Origin of the sequence: Janthinobacterium sp. 67 (assembly GCF_002797895.1) — a bacterium.
GTDB lineage: Bacteria > Pseudomonadota > Gammaproteobacteria > Burkholderiales > Burkholderiaceae_D > Janthinobacterium.
Window position 1 is genome coordinate 276977 of sequence record NZ_PGES01000001.1, and the last position, 15526, is coordinate 292502.

At 64.4% G+C, this 15526-nt stretch carries 19 protein-coding genes; 15 read left to right on the plus strand and 4 right to left on the minus strand.

What is annotated here, in order from left to right; translation table 11 throughout:
- Nucleotides 1-99: 99 nt before the first annotated feature.
- From CLU90_RS01220 to CLU90_RS01245, 6 genes are all read left to right on the plus strand, one after another.
- Complete coding sequence (locus CLU90_RS01220) at nt 100-570, plus strand: SRPBCC family protein (protein WP_092712708.1); 471 nt, start codon at nt 100-102, stop codon at nt 568-570.
- A 251-nt stretch (nt 571-821) separates the two neighbouring features.
- The gene (locus CLU90_RS01225) at nt 822-1610 is read left to right on the plus strand and encodes a creatininase family protein (protein WP_092712710.1); all 789 of its coding nucleotides are present in this window, start codon (nt 822-824) and stop codon (nt 1608-1610) included.
- Between the two features lie 57 nt (nt 1611-1667).
- Nucleotides 1668-2939 (plus strand): YVTN family beta-propeller repeat protein, encoded by a 1272-nt coding sequence (locus CLU90_RS01230; RefSeq protein ID WP_092712712.1) that lies wholly within the window; start codon nt 1668-1670, stop codon nt 2937-2939.
- A gap of 115 nt (nt 2940-3054) precedes the next feature.
- Nucleotides 3055-3426: a VOC family protein gene (locus tag CLU90_RS01235; protein WP_198511120.1), complete on the plus strand. Its 372-nt coding sequence runs from the start codon at nt 3055-3057 to the stop codon at nt 3424-3426.
- Between the two features lie 27 nt (nt 3427-3453).
- Nucleotides 3454-3789, plus strand: coding sequence for a hypothetical protein (locus CLU90_RS01240; protein WP_092712714.1), 336 nt, complete (start codon nt 3454-3456; stop codon nt 3787-3789).
- 281 nt (nt 3790-4070) lie between these two features.
- Nucleotides 4071-4709, plus strand: a complete 639-nt coding sequence (locus tag CLU90_RS01245; protein WP_092712716.1) for a phasin family protein — start codon at nt 4071-4073, stop codon at nt 4707-4709.
- Nucleotides 4710-4831: 122 nt separating this feature from the next.
- On the opposite strand, the gene CLU90_RS01250 is transcribed toward CLU90_RS01245, so the two are convergent.
- Together CLU90_RS01250 and CLU90_RS01255 are read right to left on the minus strand one after the other, a co-directional pair.
- Nucleotides 4832-5827 (minus strand): alpha/beta hydrolase, encoded by a 996-nt coding sequence (locus tag CLU90_RS01250; RefSeq protein ID WP_092712718.1) that lies wholly within the window; start codon nt 5825-5827, stop codon nt 4832-4834.
- 105 nt (nt 5828-5932) lie between these two features.
- Nucleotides 5933-6823 (minus strand): LysR family transcriptional regulator ArgP, encoded by an 891-nt coding sequence (locus tag CLU90_RS01255; protein ID WP_092712720.1) that lies wholly within the window; start codon nt 6821-6823, stop codon nt 5933-5935.
- Nucleotides 6824-7027: 204 nt separating this feature from the next.
- Here CLU90_RS01255 and CLU90_RS01260 point away from each other — a divergent pair, with 204 nt between their 5' ends.
- The 6 genes from CLU90_RS01260 to CLU90_RS01285 all read left to right on the plus strand — a co-directional run bounded on the left by CLU90_RS01260 (nt 7028) and on the right by CLU90_RS01285 (nt 10502).
- Nucleotides 7028-7633, plus strand: coding sequence for a LysE/ArgO family amino acid transporter (locus CLU90_RS01260; RefSeq protein ID WP_100426973.1), 606 nt, complete (start codon nt 7028-7030; stop codon nt 7631-7633).
- An 88-nt stretch (nt 7634-7721) separates the two neighbouring features.
- Nucleotides 7722-8174, plus strand: coding sequence for a thioredoxin TrxC (trxC, locus tag CLU90_RS01265; RefSeq protein ID WP_100426974.1), 453 nt, complete (start codon nt 7722-7724; stop codon nt 8172-8174).
- A 70-nt stretch (nt 8175-8244) separates the two neighbouring features.
- Nucleotides 8245-8754: a MarR family winged helix-turn-helix transcriptional regulator gene (locus tag CLU90_RS01270; protein WP_198511278.1), complete on the plus strand. Its 510-nt coding sequence runs from the start codon at nt 8245-8247 to the stop codon at nt 8752-8754.
- The gene (locus CLU90_RS01275) at nt 8751-9497 is read left to right on the plus strand and encodes a HEAT repeat domain-containing protein (protein WP_100426975.1); all 747 of its coding nucleotides are present in this window, start codon (nt 8751-8753) and stop codon (nt 9495-9497) included. Before CLU90_RS01270 ends, CLU90_RS01275 begins: the two co-directional genes overlap by 4 nt.
- Before the next feature lie 17 nt (nt 9498-9514).
- A complete protein-coding gene (locus tag CLU90_RS01280) occupies nt 9515-9850 on the plus strand; it encodes a DUF6616 family protein (RefSeq protein WP_100426976.1) in 336 nt (111 codons plus the stop codon).
- Nucleotides 9851-9911: 61 nt separating this feature from the next.
- Nucleotides 9912-10502, plus strand: coding sequence for a DUF1287 domain-containing protein (locus CLU90_RS01285; protein ID WP_092712730.1), 591 nt, complete (start codon nt 9912-9914; stop codon nt 10500-10502).
- On the opposite strand, the gene pdxR is transcribed toward CLU90_RS01285, so the two are convergent.
- Complete coding sequence (gene pdxR, locus CLU90_RS01290; RefSeq protein WP_100426977.1) at nt 10471-11943, minus strand: MocR-like pyridoxine biosynthesis transcription factor PdxR; 1473 nt, start codon at nt 11941-11943, stop codon at nt 10471-10473. The genes CLU90_RS01285 and pdxR overlap by 32 nt on opposite strands.
- 105 nt (nt 11944-12048) lie before the next feature.
- Between pdxR and CLU90_RS01295 the strand changes: the two genes are divergently transcribed.
- Complete coding sequence (locus CLU90_RS01295) at nt 12049-12489, plus strand: carboxymuconolactone decarboxylase family protein (protein ID WP_034757156.1); 441 nt, start codon at nt 12049-12051, stop codon at nt 12487-12489.
- Between the two features lie 80 nt (nt 12490-12569).
- The gene (locus CLU90_RS01300) at nt 12570-12884 is read left to right on the plus strand and encodes a hypothetical protein (protein ID WP_100426978.1); all 315 of its coding nucleotides are present in this window, start codon (nt 12570-12572) and stop codon (nt 12882-12884) included.
- Nucleotides 12885-13172: 288 nt separating this feature from the next.
- Here the strand turns inward: CLU90_RS01300 and CLU90_RS01305 are convergent, their stop codons facing one another.
- The gene (locus CLU90_RS01305) at nt 13173-14348 is read right to left on the minus strand and encodes a multidrug effflux MFS transporter (RefSeq protein WP_100426979.1); all 1176 of its coding nucleotides are present in this window, start codon (nt 14346-14348) and stop codon (nt 13173-13175) included.
- A 187-nt stretch (nt 14349-14535) separates the two neighbouring features.
- Here CLU90_RS01305 and epsC point away from each other — a divergent pair, with 187 nt between their 5' ends.
- Nucleotides 14536-15489, plus strand: a complete 954-nt coding sequence (gene epsC / locus CLU90_RS01310) for a serine O-acetyltransferase EpsC (protein WP_100426980.1) — start codon at nt 14536-14538, stop codon at nt 15487-15489.
- The last annotated feature ends 37 nt before the right edge of the window (nt 15490-15526 follow it).

A 15526-nucleotide genomic window follows, 5' to 3' on the forward strand; every position in this document is an offset into this window, starting at 1 on the left:
TCTAGGGTAGCATCGTGCCCAGGTGTGAATACATGCCTTGTCATTTGTTTGTATAGTCAGAATGCAATTATATTGATATTAATAGGGAGATACCCGCTGATGCAAATCGAAGAAAGCATCCACATTGCCGTCCCGCCCACGGTCATCGATCAAATCTGGAGCGAGGTCGACCGATGGCATCAGTGGGATCCGGATACCAAGCAAGCCCGGCTCAATGGGCCATTTGCGGTGGGAACACATGGCCGTATCGTTCCCAGCAAGGGGATGGGCATTCCGATGCTCGTCACGGAGCGCTCGGCGGGCCGCTCGTTCACCGTCGAAGGCTACATTCCTTTGTTCCGCATCCATTTCGAGCACACGGTGCTTGCCGCAGATGGCGGATCGGAAGTCGTTCACCGCGTGTGGTTCACCGGAGCGCTTGCCTTTTTGTTCGGGCCAGGCGTCGCCAGGCAAGTCCGGGACGGGCTTCCCAGGACGATGCGCTCGCTCAAGGCCTATGCCGAGAAGCGCAACGAGACTCTCCATGACGGTGAGGCGGCGGGGCTGGCGCGGCAGCAGCCTGATAGATAGTTTCCCGTCGTCAATTCCTTGCAAACTGCCGCGTCAAATTAACGTGCCCTTCCTGTCATGATGGAATACAATTCCTGCGTGGCAGCCAGCTTGCCTGGCAAGGCCGGGCACGGCGTCACGCTTTGACCTCGGAAAGATGTTTGCTTATGACTCTGCAGTTCCACCTGCCGAATGTACCTTGTGCGCCTTGCGCGCCATGCAGTCGGTCCCAGCCACTCGGTTCCCTGTTTGCCCTGACCCTGTTTTGCCTGATGCCAGCGGCGTCCGCGATAGCGGCTGCGCCCGCCAGCAGCGGCGTGATGCTGGAAGAGCTGACGAGCACGGAGTTGCGCAGCCGTATCGACCACGGCGCCACGACCGTGCTCGTGCCGATAGGCGGCGTCGAGCAGAGCGGGCCGTATATCGCGCTGGGCAAGCACAATGTGCGCGCCGGGCTGCTGGCGCGGCAGATTGCGCAAAAGCTGGGCAATACCATCGTCGCGCCCGTCGTTTCCTACGTGCCGGAAGGCGCGATTGTTCCGCCGGCCGGCCACATGCGCTTTGCCGGCACCATCTCGATTCCGCCCGCCGCCTTCGAAGCCGTGCTGGAAGGGGCTGCCGCCAGCCTGCGCCAGCATGGTTTCCGCGACATTATCTTCCTCGGCGACCATGGCGGCTATCAAAAAAACGAACAGAACGTGGCCAACAAGCTGAACCGCTCATGGGGCAAAGCCGCCACCGGCAAGGACGCGCGCGCTTATGCCTTGCTCGACTACTATGACATCACGCAGACGGCGTATATTGCCGAGCTGCAAAAGCGCGGCCACAGCAGCGCCGAGATCGGGCTGCACGCGGGCTTGGCGGACGCGGCCCTGATGCTGGCGACGGACCCGTCGCTGGTGCGCAGCGAGGCCATGGCCCATGGCCCCAAGCCTGGCGTCGCGGACGGCGTGCGCGGCGACGCCACGCGGGCCACGGCTGAACTGGGCCAGATCGGTATCAAGCTGCAGGTGGACACCTCGGTGGCCGCTATCAGGCAGCTGCTGCAACGTAATAAATAAATCTTCCGCTGGAAGTGCTGAACTTCCGGCTTTTGCAACGAAACGACGCGAAATCACATGAAAAAAATGCAACGACGCTCCATCGTCACCTTGTCCGCCCTGGCTGCCGCACTGGCCGGCCTGGGCGTGGCCAGCCAGGTCATCGGCGCCAGCACGCCGGCCCCAGTTGCCGCCGCGCCGGCCGCCGCCTATTCGCCGCTGCCGGGCATGCCGCCGCTGGTGGACCCGAAGAACGTGTACGGCAGCATCGCCAGCAGCAATATGAGCGCCGTCGTCAAGGATCACCTGCGCCGCGTGTACGTGCCCAATCTGCGCTCGAACGACGTGTACGTGATCGACCAGGACAGCCTGAAAGTGGTCGACAAGTTCAAGGTCGGCAGCGGCCCGCAGCACGTCGTGCCGTCGTGGGATTTGCGCACCCTGTGGGTGGCGAACAATGCCGAGCGCACGGACAAGGGCAGCCTGACGCCGATCGACCCTTTGAGCGGCAAGCCGGGCAAGGAAGTGCCTGTCGATGACCCCTACAATATGTATTACACGCCGGACGGCAAGTCGGCCATCGTCGTGGCCGAAGCGCGCCACCGCCTCGATTTCCGCGATCCGAAGACCATGGCCGTGCAGTATTCGATCGACACGCCCCAGTGCGGCGGCATCAACCATGCGGACTTTTCGAATGACGGCCGCTATGCCATGTTCACCTGCGAATTCGACGGCACCATCGCCAAGATCGACCTCGTGGGCCGCAAGGTCGACGGCTACCTGAAATTGCAGATGCCGGCCAAGCGCTTTGCCGAGTCCGGTCCCGTGGGCGGCCCGGCGAATGAAATCTGCAGCGTCAAGAAAGGCATGCCGCAAGACATACGCATCTCGCCGGACGGCAAGAAATTCTTTATCGCCGACATGGACGCCGACGGCGTGCACATCGTCGATGGCGCTACCTTGAAGGAAATCGGCTTCATCCAGACGGGCGTGGGCGCGCACGGCCTGTATCCTAGCCGTGATGGCAAGAAATTGTACGTGGCCAACCGCGGCACGCACCGCATCCACGGCAAGCCGAAAGGCAAGGGCAGCGTGAGCGTGATCGATTTCGCGACGGAAAAAGTCGTGTCGAACTGGCCGATTCCCGGCGGCGGCAGCCCCGACATGGGCAATGTGTCCGCCGACGGCAAATACCTGTGGCTGTCCGGCCGTTTCGACGACGTGGTCTACCGCATCGATACGAACAGCGGCGACGTAGCCAAGGTGAAAGTCGGCCAGGAACCGCACGGCCTGACCGTGTGGCCGCAGCCGGGGCGCTATTCGCTCGGTCATACGGGCAACCTGCGCTAGGCAGGGGGCATGGCGTTCCTGGGGGAGCCGCGCCGTATCTGTTGCTGCAATTGCTTAAAATGCAATATTGGCGCATACTGCGTTTTCTATTCCACTACCTCCAGGGAACGCCATCATGATTCTTGATCACATCGGTTTGACTGTCAGCGATGCACCGGCCAGCAAGGCTTTCTTTGCGGCCGCCCTGGCGCCCCTGGGCGTCTCGGTGGTAATGGAAGAGCAGGGCTGGGTAGGCATGGGCAAGGATGGCAAGCCCGATTTCTGGTTCGGCGCGGGCGGCACGCCGCAGGCCGGCATGCATCTGGCCTTCGCGGCGGCCAACCGCGCCCAGGTGGATGCGTTTTACCAGGCCGCGCTGGAAGCGGGCGGCAAGGATAACGGCGCCCCCGGCATCCGCGCCCTGTATCATCCGAATTACTATGGCGCTTTCGTGCTGGGACCGGACGGTCACAATGTCGAAGCCGTTTGCCACCATCCCGAGCCGTGAGGCCGGACAATACCTGAAGAGAGCAGCATGAAGCACAGCGCCACCCTGTTTGCCGACGATGCCGGCCGCTATGCCTACGTCAAAGCGGGTTTTTCCTGGCCGGCCCTGTTCCTGGGCTCGTTCTGGGCCGTCGCCAAGCGCCGCTGGTGGCTGTTGCTGCTCATGCTGGCCATGGATGCGTGCCTGTGGTTTGGCAGCCATCTGGCGACCGAACTGCGCATCGGCCCGATGATGCTGTTGATGGCCGCCGCGGAGATCAGCTATTTGCTGGCGCGTGGCTGGTATGGCAACCGCTGGCTGGAGGCTTCGCTGCGCAGCCATGGCTACAAGCCCGTCGTGCCGGGCGCGGGCGTCGCTGCTTGAGCGTGCCTGGCACAGATTTTCCTCCTTGTTACTGACGTTTGCCAAGGGCCAGCCGTCCAGCCCACACTTTCTGCGCAGCCTTGCGCACCTTTGATCTAGATCATCCCTCACCTGCAGTGCTCACGTAGCCTTGGGACTCGCGTTGCAAAGCATCTTCCCCACCAACCGGATATGTTTTTTCGCGTTTCGTGGCCTAGCCCGGCCGTCTGTCTGAACGTTCGACAGCCGGTGGTGCCGCCATCCGTTTATGTCCACCCAACCGCTATTTAATGAGGAACTCCATGTATCCATATTCCCGTAGTGTTACCCCCGCCGCCAAGAACCACCTGGAAGCGCAACTGGCTTTCTTCAATGGCCTGTCGAAGTCGCTGTTCCAGTCGGTGCAGCACTTCAGTGACCTGAACATGCAGCTGGCGCAAGGCTTGCTGGAAGAAACCACGGTCACCAGCCAGAACCTGTTGACGGTCGAGCGCGCTGAAGATGTGTTCCAGGTGGCTGCCGCCTCGGGCCAGCCAGCCGCCGAGCAACTGCGCAAATATCAGCAACAGGTATCGCGCCTGGCGGCCGATACGCAAGTCGAACTGGCCAATGTGGCAGAGCGTCATGTGAATGAAACGAGCCGCACCGCCAAGGCCCTGGCCGAAGAAGTGGCCCGCACGGCTTCGGAAGAAACGGAGAAAAACGTGCGCAAGCAGCAGGAAGCCATGCAGCGCATCGCCGAACCGTTCCAGGCCTATCATCAGAACGGCGCCAACCGCGACCAGCAACGCGGTGCGCAAAGCCGTGACGGTCAAAGCCTGCAAAGCGCCGGCCACCAGGGCAGCCAGCAGTCGGCAGGCAGCGAAGGCTCGGCCAGCGGCAGCACATCGCAAGCGGGCTCCGCACAAAGCAAGAGCAGCAGCGCCAGCCGCAAGGAGTAAGCGCGAGTTGCTTGCCGCTGAGTCGCATCGCGCGGGCCGAGCCTTTGGGCCTTGATATGTGGCCAACTATGCGTCGGGCCGGCAAGCATCGTGCGTAGTGATCCGGGCACAGCGCCCGCCCTTCACGGGGCGGGCGTTTTGTCGTAGGCGTGCGGCTCGGGCGCCGGCGTGGCCGCGCCAGGCGGGCGGGAGGGCGAGGTCATGCTTGCCGACAAGGCCGTATCGGACAAGGGCAAGTCGCTCCCGCTGTTGGCGTCGATGAAGATGCTGACGGCGTCCAGGGTGGGCGCCAGCCTGCGCAAGGGGCCGGCCAGCGAGGCGACCAGGGTGGCGTGGCCCACGTGGTCGAAATAGGTTTCCGTCACGGGCCGGTGCAGCGCCCGCAAGGCTGTGGCCAGGCCGCCCGTGTTGCGTTGCGGATTGACCAGCTTGTCCTTGCCTGGCAACGGGGCGATCAGCAGGGCGGGCGGGGCGTCGGCCGTCACGTGGTGGATGGGCTGCGAAGCGGCGGGCGTGTCCGGGTAAAAGAAGACGGGGCGGGTGGTGGTGTTTTCGATGGGCAGGAAATCATAGGGGCCGGCCAGGCCTATCCAGCCCCGCAAGTCCTGCGGACGCATGCCGTGGCGCGCCAGCAGGCTGGCATCGAGCGCCAGCATGGCCGCATTGTAGGCGCCGGCGCTATGGCCCATGACGAACAGGCGCGTGGGGTCGCCGCCATGGCGGCGCGATTCCATCGCGGCCCAGGCCACGGCGCGGGCCGCATCCTGCAAGATCTCGGGGTAGTGCACGTCCGGATACAGCCGGTAGTCGGCGATCACGGCCAGGTAGCCGCGCGCCGCCAGCGCGTGGCCGACGAAGGCATAGTCGGCGCGTTCGCCCGTCGTCCAGTTGCCGCCATAAAAGAACACCACGACGGGCACGGGTCCCGTGCGGATCCTGGGGGCGTACACATCGAGCTTTTGTCGTGGCAGGGGGCCGTAGGCCAGGCCCCGCGTCACTTGCGAGGCGCTGCCGGACGACAAGGCATTGATGGCGGTCAAGGGCGAGCAGGCGGCCAGGCCGGCAGCGAGCGGGATGGCCGCCAGCAAGCCGAGCAGGGCAGTGCGCAGGATCGTCATGCAAGCTCCCGATGGTGGTGGTTGATGCTTGCAGTGTAGGCCAGGCTGGGCCGGGCGCACATGGGGAAGTTGCTTTCCAGCATAGATAAATGTTGCATGCGTCAATCAATCCTGTAACAGCCATTTGCGCGCCGTGGCGATGACGGCGTCCGACAGGGTGCGCGTGAGCGGCGTCTGGATATCCCAGGCATGCCAGGTCAGGGGCACGTCGAGCGCCTGACCTGCCGCCACGTCGACGAGCCTGCCGGCGGCCAGTGCCGTTTCCGCCTGCAGCAGGGGCACCATGCCATAAGCATAGCCCGCTTCGATGAAGCGCACGAAGTCGCGCGCCGAACCGAGCACATGGTGCGGATAGCGGCCCGTGTAGCCGAGCCGGTGCTGCAGGTAGCGCTCGTGCAGCGCATCCTTGCTGCCAAAGGTGATGGCGGGCGCCTGGCTGACGGCTTCCACCGTAAAGCCATGGGGAAACCATTGTTGCGCGAACGGGGGCGAGGCCACGCACAGGTAGCGCATGCCGCCCAGCGGCGTGGCCGTGGTGCCGGCCACGAGGTCGTTGGCGCTGGTGACGCAGGCAAACACGCGTCCTTCGCGCAGCTGGCTCAAGGTATGGTCCTGGTCGTCGAGGCGGATATCGAGCAGGCAGGACGGCGGCGACAGCAGCGGTCCCAGCGCTTCCGGTATCCACGTGGCGGCGCTGTCGGCGTTGACGGCGATGGCCAGCGCCGGCAATTGCGTGGTGGGGCCGGGCTGGGCATCGAGCGCCGCTTCGAGCAGCTTGACTTGCCGGTAGTGGGCGATCAGGCGCTGGCCCGCTTCCGTGGGCAGGGGCGGGTGGCTGCGGATGATCAGCAAGGTGCCTTCCAGGTTTTCCAGGGTGCGGATGCGCTGCGACACGGCCGGCTGGCTGATCGCCAGCGCTTGCGCCGCCTTTTCAAAACTGCCCAGGCCGATCACGGCGTCGAGGGCGGCCAATCCACGGTAATCGACGACGCGCATAAGTTTCTCTTATATATGGTTAGAATCATTCATTATACTTATATTTACTTTTTCTTTACACTGTTGAAATAGGGTAACAACTCCACTCTGCCGCGCGGTCCTCCTGGTTCCGCACCACCCTCCACCTACCTCTGATGACTTTGCCTTTGCCGGCAGAGCGTGGGCGACCGTGCGCGTGATGGAAAGCAATGGAAAGGAATCGATATGGACAGCGCAATTTTCTTGAAAGGCATGGGGCTCGGGGCGAGCCTGATCGTGGCCATCGGCACGCAAAACGCCTTCCTGCTCAAGCAGGGGCTGAAGCGCCATTACGTGCTCACCTGCATCCTGGTTTGCCTGGTGTGCGACGCCATCCTGATCACGGCCGGCGTGGCCGGCATGGGCACGTTCATTGCCGACAACCCGAATTTCCTGCTGTGGGCCAAGGCCGGCGGCGCCACCTTCCTGATCGCCTACGGCTTGCGCGCGGCCAAGTCCGCCTGGCGCCCCACGGCCTTGACGGTGTCGGCCGCCAAGGCGCCCGAAGGCTACTGGGCCGTGATCGGCGCGGCACTGGCGTTCAGCCTGCTGAACCCGCACGCCTTCCTCGATACGGTCATCCTGCTCGGTTCGATCGGCGGCCAGCATGAAGGCGTGGGACGCTTCTACTTCGCCGGCGGCGCCATCATGGCTTCGGCCCTGTGGTTCTTCCTGCTGGGCTTTGGCGCCCGCTACCTGGCGCCCGTGTTTGCCAAGCCCATGGCCTGGCGCGTGCTCGACGGCATCATCGCCCTCGTCATGTGGGCCATCGCCGCCTCGCTGTTCCTGTAAGCGTGACAAGCGCCGCAGCCTGCCTGCGGCGCGCGGCAATTCCCCGTAAAATAGCCTTCAACTTGACGCTACGTTTTCCAGGAATGCCATGACCCAGACCACGCCAGACTCCCTGCACATCGTGTGCCCCCATTGCGACGCCGTCAACCGCTTGCCGGCGGCGCGGCTCGCGGAACAGCCCACTTGCGGCAAGTGCCAGAAGGATTTATTCACGGGCGAGCCCGTGGACCTGGCCAGCGCCCGTTTCCTCAAGCATATCGAACGCAGCGACATTCCCGTGCTGGTGGACTTCTGGGCGCCCTGGTGCGGCCCATGCCGCAGCATGGCGCCATTTTATGTCCAGGCCGCCAAGACCCTGGAGCCGGCGTTTCGCGTCGTCAAGGTAAACACGGAAGCGTCGCCGGACATGGGCAGCCGCTTCAATATCCGCAGCATTCCCACCCTGGCCCTGTTCCGCAGGGGCGTGGAAGTGGCGCGCCAGCCCGGCGCCATCGATGCCAATGCCATCGTCACCTGGGCGAGGGATAAAGCCCGTCTTTGAGCTGGCAGGAAAACCGTGGCGGTTTTCTATTTGACATTTAATATGGCGCCATATTATATTGCGCCTTATGATAAAACTTGAACAGAAATACACGGCCTTGCTCGGTGACGTGCAGCGCCGCGCGCTCGGCGCGGACACGCGGGCATCGATCGGGCGCTTGCGCCTGTGCTTTGAAGTGCTGGGCCTGGCGTCCGCCATCGATGGCGATTGCGCCGCGCGCCTGGGCCGGCATGGCTTGTCTGAAGGTAAGTTTGTCTTGCTGTCCCTGTTGCGCGACATGCCCGACGGACTTTCTCCACACGCACTGGCCGAGCGGGCAGGCGTGACGCGCGGCACCATCACGGGCTTGCTCGACGGCCTGGAGCGCGACGGTTTCCTCGCGCGCCATCCTGACCAGTTCGACCGGCGCAAGCTGTTCGTGCGCCTGAGCGCCAAGGGAAAAGCCGCCGCTGCGACCCTGGTCGATGAGCACGCACAGTGGATCGCCAGCCTGTTTGCCGACTTCACGCCGGCAGAAATGCAGCTATTGAGTACGCTGCTGGAAAAAGCCTGGCGCAAGACGGACCGGGGTGCGCCATGAGCCGCGGCGTCGCCGACATCGCGCCCGCGCGCCTGGCCCTGCTGAACGGGGGCAGCGTGGCCAGCGCCACCCTGACGGAAGGGCTGGCCATCGATTTCGCCCAGCTGCTGGCCGCGGCCGTGCCCGGTATTGGTGCCGCCCGCCTGGACCGGATGCGCGCGCTGGCGGCAGACGGCATCACCAGGCGCATGGCGCTGGCGGCGCAATTGCTGCTCGATGCACAAGTTGACCTGGCTGTGCTGCAAGCCCACCCATCCGACACGGTACGGGGATGGACCTGCTTTGCCATCGCCGCCCAGGCTGGCTTGACCTTGCCGCAGCAGCTGGCCGCCATGCGGCCGCTGGCCGACGATGGCCACTTCGGCGTGCGCGAATGGGCCTGGCTGGCGCTGCGTCCCCATCTGGCGGCGCATCTTGACGAGGCAATCGCCTTGCTGGCGCCGTGGACGGCGGACCCGTCGGAAAGAGTGCGCCGCTTTGCCTGCGAAGCGCTGCGCCCGCGCGGCGTGTGGTGCGCGCATATCGCCCGCTTAAAGGGGCAGCCGCAGCTGGCCTTGCCCGTGCTGCAAGCCTTGCGCGCCGATCCGGCCGTCTACGTGCAGGATTCCGTGGCCAACTGGCTCAACGATGCGGCCAGGAGCGAGCCGGACTGGGTGCGCAGCCTGTGTGCGCAATGGCTGCAGGAAAGCCCTGCTGCTGCCACGCAGCGCATCTGCAAGCGCGCCCTGCGTTCGATTTCTTGATTTTTTGGAGGAAAACCATGCATTATCTGTTGGAACTGTACAGTCCGAAACCGGCCTGGCTGGCCCTCGACGCCGCCGCGCGCCAGGCGTATTTCGACAGGGTCGGCGCCGGCATGGCGGCCCTGTCCGGCATGGGCGCCGAAGCGCTGGCCATGGGCGCCATCGATGGCGGCAAACTGCACGCGGCCGCCCGGCAATTCTATGCCGTCTGGCGCTTCCCGGACGAGGCGGCACTGGACGCCTTGCTGGCCGGCATCGCCGCCACGGGCTGGCACGATTATTTCGACACCATCAATGCGGCTGGCCCGGCCGTGGATTTCCCTGGCCACCTGGCGCAATTGGCCACCGTTTAAGCGTACGGCGTTTTCCTTGCCGCTGCGGTAAAGTTGGCATTTTCATCCGATTACGACGTTGATGCCACTCAAACTGCTCTCCACCCTGTTGTTTGCCCTGGCGCCCATGCTGGCGTCGGCCGCTCCCGCCACCCCGCTAGCCCTCGTCGTCGCCGCCCGCAAGCAGGTGGGCGTGACCGTGCGGTACGACCCGCGCTACGAACGGCTCGCCTATCCGGGCGGCGACGTGCCGATGGAGCGGGGCGTGTGCACGGACGTGATCGTGCGCGCCTACCGCCAGCTGGGGCAGGATTTGCAGGTGCTCGTGCATGAAGACATGCGCAAGGCGTGGCAGGTGTACCAGCAGCAGGGGCGCTGGCAAATGAAGGGACCGGACCGCAATATCGACCACCGCCGCGTGCCGAACCTGGGCACGTATTTTGCCCGGCACGGCACCAGCTTGCCGCCAAGCAAGGAGGCGAACGCCTACCGCGCGGGCGACATCGTCACCTGGCGCCTGCCGGGCAACCTCACGCACATCGGCATCGTCAGCGACAAGCAGTCGTGGGGCGGCGTGCCGCTCATCATCCACAACATCGGCGAAGGCGCGCGCGAGGAAAATATTCTGTTCAGCTATACGATTACGGGGCACTACCGCTGGCAGCCCCGCTGACGGACACGGGCGCTATTTCCTGCAGGATCGCCAGCACCTTGGCCAGCGCCGTGTCGATATCGAGCTTGTCGATGGCGCCATAGCCGAGGAACAGGCCATCGTGGCGGGCGGGGCCGTGGTAAAAGCCGGACAGCGCATACAGGCTGATGTCGGCCAGGCGCGCACGGCGCTGCAATTCGACGACGTCGAGCGGCGCCCGGGCCAGGGCCGCCACGTGGAAGCCGGCGCTGGCCGGCACCAGGCGGAACCATGGCGCCAGCGGGCCGTTGAACCAGTGCAGCAAGCGCTCGCGCCGGCCCGCATAGATATCGTGGCAGCGGCGGATGTGGCGCAGCAAATGGCCGTCGGCGATGAACTTGGCCAGCGCATGCTGGCCCAGGCTGGCCGTATGGTAGTCGCTCAGGTATTTCACCGTCTGCACGGCGGCTACGATGGCTTGCGGCAACACCACATAGCCGAGCCGCAGTTCCGGCAGCATGATCTTGGAAAAGCTGCCCACGTGGGCGACGACGCCGTAGCGGTCCATGCTTTGCAGGGAATCTTCCGGCCGGCCTTCGTAGCGGAAAGCGCTGTCGTAATCGTCCTCGATGACGATGGCGCCTAGCTGTTGCGCCCGTTCCAACAAGGCATGGCGGCGCGCCATGCTCATCGGCATGCCCAGTGGAAATTGATGCGCGGGCGTGACGTAGATCAGCCGTGTGCCATCCGGGATTTGCCCGACGATGAGGCCATCCTCGTCCACTTCGATGCCCACCACGTGCGCGCCCTGGCTGGCGAACACGGCGCGCGCCACCGGGTAGCCGGGTTCCTCCACGACTACCGTGTCGCCCGGTTCCAGCAGGGTCTGCGCCAGCAGGTGCAAGGCTTGCTGCGCGCCGCTGGTGACGAGCACCTGTTCCTCGGTGCAATGGATGCCGCGGCTGAAGGCGGCATGGCCGGCGATCGCCGCGCGCAGCGAGGGCAAGCCTTCCACGGGGCCATAACGGCCGCGCGCCTGGCCACCCTGGCGCAGCGCGTGCAGCATGCAGGCGCGCCATTCATCTTGCGGGAAGTGCGCGGGCGTGGCGCGTCCGCCGATGAAGGCGTAGCGCGCCGGCGTTTCCTGGCTGGCGCGGCGCAAGGGCGTGGACGTCGCTTCCCAGCGGGCGATGCGCTGCGCGCTGGCCAGCGGCGTGCTGGCGTGGCGGCGCTGCGGCGAGGCGTGCGGCGTCTGCACGAAGCTGCCCACGCCCACTTTGCCGACCAGCAGCTTTTCATAACCGAGCTTGTCATATACGTCGGACACCGTCTTGCGCGACAGGCCCAGCTGGCTGGCCAGCAGGCGCGAGGGCGGCAATTGCTGGCCGTCCGCCAGCCGGCCCGAGCGGATGGCTTCGCTGAGCTGGCGGTACAACTGGCCGCCCAGGTCGCGCGTGCCGTCGATCAGGATGTGTAATTCCATGGTGTGTCTGCTGGTGGTCTGCTGTTTTTCGGGAAGATTGGCCTGCCGCGCGCTCTTCTTGCGCTTCTACAATGGTGCATCTCTACTTTATCAAGGAATGCCATCATGACACAGCAACGACTCGATTTTGTGCAAGCCTCGCCCGACGCCATCAAGGCCATGTATGCGCTGGAAGCGGCCATTGCCAAGCTGGGCGTGGAACACTCGCTGCTTGAACTGATCCGCCTGCGCGCCTCGCAAATCAATGGCTGCGCCTTTTGCGTGGACATGCACACGAGCGACGCGCGCAAGGCCGGCGAAACGGAGCGTCGCCTGTATGCCGTCTCCGTCTGGCGCGAAACGCCGTTCTTCACGCCACGCGAGCGGGCCGTGCTGGCCTGGACGGAAGCGCTGACCCTGCTGCCGCAGAATCACGCGTCCGATGAAGACTATGCGGCGCTGGCGGAGCAATTGACGCCGGCGGAGATGGTCAACGTGACCCTGGCCATCGGTTCCATCAATACCTGGAACCGCCTGGCCGTGGGCTTTCGCAAGATGCCTGAATAAATCCTGTGTTCGTTCGCGAACAGACGGCTGGCTGACCCCTGCGTAGGCTGAACGGACGATTGATCAGCCAGGGAGCAGCCATGCAAGTAGCTATCGGGGAAGGCGCCGACAAGACGCCGGCACAGCAGGAAGAAGCGCACGAAGAAGCGCGCCGCGAATTCATCGCCGAACTGTGGCGGCGCTTCGAAGCCTTGCAGGAGTGGGCCGTCAGCCACTGGCCCGACCAGCAGCACCCCCTCAGTTCCGCCGACTTCGTCGAGGCGCGCAAGGAGATATTGAGCTTGCGGTCGCCGGCCGGTTCCCTGAATCAGCCGGCTACGCGCGATGCGGCAGAGCCAGCCCCGGAGCAGGGCGGGGCGCAGTACTTGGATGTGACGCCAGCGCCGTGGCCGTAGGTCGGATTAGCGCTTGCGCATAATCCGACGTCACCCGCCAACAATGTTGTCGGATTACGGCCCTCCGGGCCTAATCCGACCTACGCGTTGCTCTTTGAGCTTGCGGTCGCCGGCCGGTTCCCTGAATCAGCCGTCCCGGCAAGATGAAGCGGAACCGGAGCAGGGCGGGGCGCAGTACTTGGATGTGACGCCAGCGCCGTGGCCGTAGGTCGGATTAGCGCTTGCGCGTAATCCGACGTCACCCGCCAACAATGTTGTCGGATTACGGCCCTCCGGGCCTAATCCGACCTACGCGTTGCTCTTCCCTTGAGCAAACACCCAGCAAACCAAACTCACCAGCAACCCCGCCATCACGCCATACGCCAGGTTCAAGGCGCTGTCGAACAGCAGCGGCGCCACCAGGCCCGAGACGAGGGCGAACAGCAGCATCTGGATGAACGATTGCATCGACGACGCCAGGCCGCTGTTGTTGGGGAAGTGGTTCAAGGCCATCAGGGTCATCGGCGGCATGGCGATCGACAGGGCGAACGAGTAGAAGAACAGCGGCAGCACGGCCCATGGCACTTCGGCGGCAAAAACATAGTTGTACCCGATGTTGGCGGCGGCGGCCACCAGCATGAGGATGAAGCCGGCCCAGATCATCTGGTGCTGGCTGTAGCGGTGGGCGATTTTCGCCGACAGGGCCGAACCGAACACCATGCCGCTGATCAGGGGAATGAACAGCCACGCGAATGCCGTTTCCGGCAGGTGCAGGATGTTGATGATGAAGTAGGCGGCCGAACCGATGTACAGGGCGAAGCCGCCAAAGGCGGCGCCGATGGCCGTCGACAGCAGCAGAAACTGGCGGTGGCACAGCACCTTCCAGTAATTGACGGCGATGTCGCCCAGGTGGAAGGCGTGGCGCTGCTCCTTCGGCAGGCTTTCCGGCAAGGCGCGCCAGACGACGACGAACATCAGCACGCCGAAGGCCGTGAGGAACCAGAAGATCCAGCGCCAGCCCAGGCTTACCTGCAGCCAGCCGCCCAGCACGGGCGCAATCGCCGGCGCCAGCGCGAACACCATCATGATGTGCGAGAGGATTTTCTGCGCGGCGGCGCCCGAATAACGGTCTTGCACGATGGCGCGGCCGATCACGGAACCGGCGCCCGCCGACAGTCCCTGCAGCACGCGCCAGGCCAGCAGCCAGCCCAGCGACGGCGCCAGCGCGGCGCCCACGGAGGCGATCACGTACAGCGCCAGCGAAACGAGGATGACGGGACGGCGACCGAACGAGTCGGACAGGGTGCCGTAGAACAGCATCATGAAGGCGAACGTGAACAGGAAAAAGCTCAGGGTTTGCTGCACCAGCAGGGGGCTGGCATTGAAATCGTGCACGATGGCGGGGAACGACGGCAGATAGGTGTCAATTGCAAGCGGTCCGACCATCGCCAGGCCCGCCAAGATCCAGGTTAATAATTTAGTCATGTTGAACAGTGTTTTTGTTAGTCCGTCATTTTACGCTAGTGGCAACGATCGGGCTTGATCGCATGCCGCCGCGAGATCGATATGCGTTTTTCGCATATGGAATCTTGGAATTCTTCTTTTGAATCGCGGTGCCTGGCCGCTAAGCTGGGGCGACCCGGCCTGTTTGCCGTTTTTTGGAAGATACGCCATGCACAGCATTTATCCCGCGGCGCCCGCCGACGACACGGCCCACTGGAACCTGGGGCCCGTGATCCAGGCCTTGCGCAGCTCGCGCGAAGACAAGCACAAGATCCGCCATAACGGCAGGGTACGCGAACTGCCGTCGCGCGAAGCGCTCACCACCATCGTCAACGGCCTGTCGGCGGCCCTGTTCCCCACGCATTACGGGCGGCCCAACCTGACCGATGAAAGCATCGATTACTTTGTCGGCGACACCCTCAACACGACCCTGAACCGCCTCAGCGAACAGGTGCGGCGCGGCCTGCTGTTCTCGGCTCCGGCTCACGCCGTTCCGGCCGGTGATGAAGAGGGCGGCACGAATGACGATGCGGCCCTGGCGCAGCAGGCGCGCGACATCACGCGCGCGTTTGCCGCCAGCCTGCCCGATATCCGCGCCTTGCTCGTGTCGGACGTGCAGGCCGCCTATGCGGGCGACCCGGCCGCCACGTCGGTGGCCGAGATCATGCTGTGCTATCCGGGCACCATCGCCATCCTGTACCACCGCCTGGCGCATCAGTTGCACGCGCTGGGTGCGCCGTTCCTCGCGCGCCTGATCGCCGACATCGCGCATACCCTGACGGGCATCGACATCCACCCGGGCGCGCACATCGGCGCCTCCTTCTTCATCGACCATGGCACGGGCGTCGTGATCGGCGAGACGGCCATCATCGGCCAGCGGGTGCGCCTGTACCAGGCCGTGACATTGGGCGCCAAGCGCTTCCCGGCCGACGCAAGCGGCGCGCTGATCAAGGGCACGCCGCGCCATCCCATCGTCGAGGACGACGTGGTCATTTACGCGGGCGCGACTGTGCTCGGGCGCATCACCATCGGCGCGGGATCGACCATCGGGGGGAATGTGTGGCTGACGCAGAGCGTGCCGGCGAACAGCAATGTTTCGCAGGCGCAGATGCGCAATGATTGAAGAGTGAAATAAAGTAGGTGCTTTAGCCAAACCCCAG

Coding starts and splice junctions, on each gene's coding strand:
- CLU90_RS01280 (WP_100426976.1), top strand. CDS start 9,515: ATGCATTATCTGTTGGAACTGTACAGTCCGAAACCGGCCTGGCTGGCC.
- CLU90_RS01230 (WP_092712712.1), top strand. CDS start 1,668: ATGAAAAAAATGCAACGACGCTCCATCGTCACCTTGTCCGCCCTGGCT.
- pdxR (WP_100426977.1), bottom strand. CDS start 11,943: ATGGAATTACACATCCTGATCGACGGCACGCGCGACCTGGGCGGCCAG.
- CLU90_RS01225 (WP_092712710.1), top strand. CDS start 822: ATGCCAGCGGCGTCCGCGATAGCGGCTGCGCCCGCCAGCAGCGGCGTG.
- CLU90_RS01300 (WP_100426978.1), top strand. CDS start 12,570: ATGCAAGTAGCTATCGGGGAAGGCGCCGACAAGACGCCGGCACAGCAG.
- CLU90_RS01260 (WP_100426973.1), top strand. CDS start 7,028: ATGGACAGCGCAATTTTCTTGAAAGGCATGGGGCTCGGGGCGAGCCTG.
- CLU90_RS01305 (WP_100426979.1), bottom strand. CDS start 14,348: ATGACTAAATTATTAACCTGGATCTTGGCGGGCCTGGCGATGGTCGGA.
- CLU90_RS01245 (WP_092712716.1), top strand. CDS start 4,071: ATGTATCCATATTCCCGTAGTGTTACCCCCGCCGCCAAGAACCACCTG.
- CLU90_RS01235 (WP_198511120.1), top strand. CDS start 3,055: ATGATTCTTGATCACATCGGTTTGACTGTCAGCGATGCACCGGCCAGC.
- CLU90_RS01250 (WP_092712718.1), bottom strand. CDS start 5,827: ATGACGATCCTGCGCACTGCCCTGCTCGGCTTGCTGGCGGCCATCCCG.
- epsC (WP_100426980.1), top strand. CDS start 14,536: ATGCACAGCATTTATCCCGCGGCGCCCGCCGACGACACGGCCCACTGG.
- CLU90_RS01220 (WP_092712708.1), top strand. CDS start 100: ATGCAAATCGAAGAAAGCATCCACATTGCCGTCCCGCCCACGGTCATC.
- CLU90_RS01275 (WP_100426975.1), top strand. CDS start 8,751: ATGAGCCGCGGCGTCGCCGACATCGCGCCCGCGCGCCTGGCCCTGCTG.
- CLU90_RS01295 (WP_034757156.1), top strand. CDS start 12,049: ATGACACAGCAACGACTCGATTTTGTGCAAGCCTCGCCCGACGCCATC.
- CLU90_RS01255 (WP_092712720.1), bottom strand. CDS start 6,823: ATGCGCGTCGTCGATTACCGTGGATTGGCCGCCCTCGACGCCGTGATC.
- CLU90_RS01285 (WP_092712730.1), top strand. CDS start 9,912: ATGCCACTCAAACTGCTCTCCACCCTGTTGTTTGCCCTGGCGCCCATG.
- CLU90_RS01240 (WP_092712714.1), top strand. CDS start 3,454: ATGAAGCACAGCGCCACCCTGTTTGCCGACGATGCCGGCCGCTATGCC.
- trxC (WP_100426974.1), top strand. CDS start 7,722: ATGACCCAGACCACGCCAGACTCCCTGCACATCGTGTGCCCCCATTGC.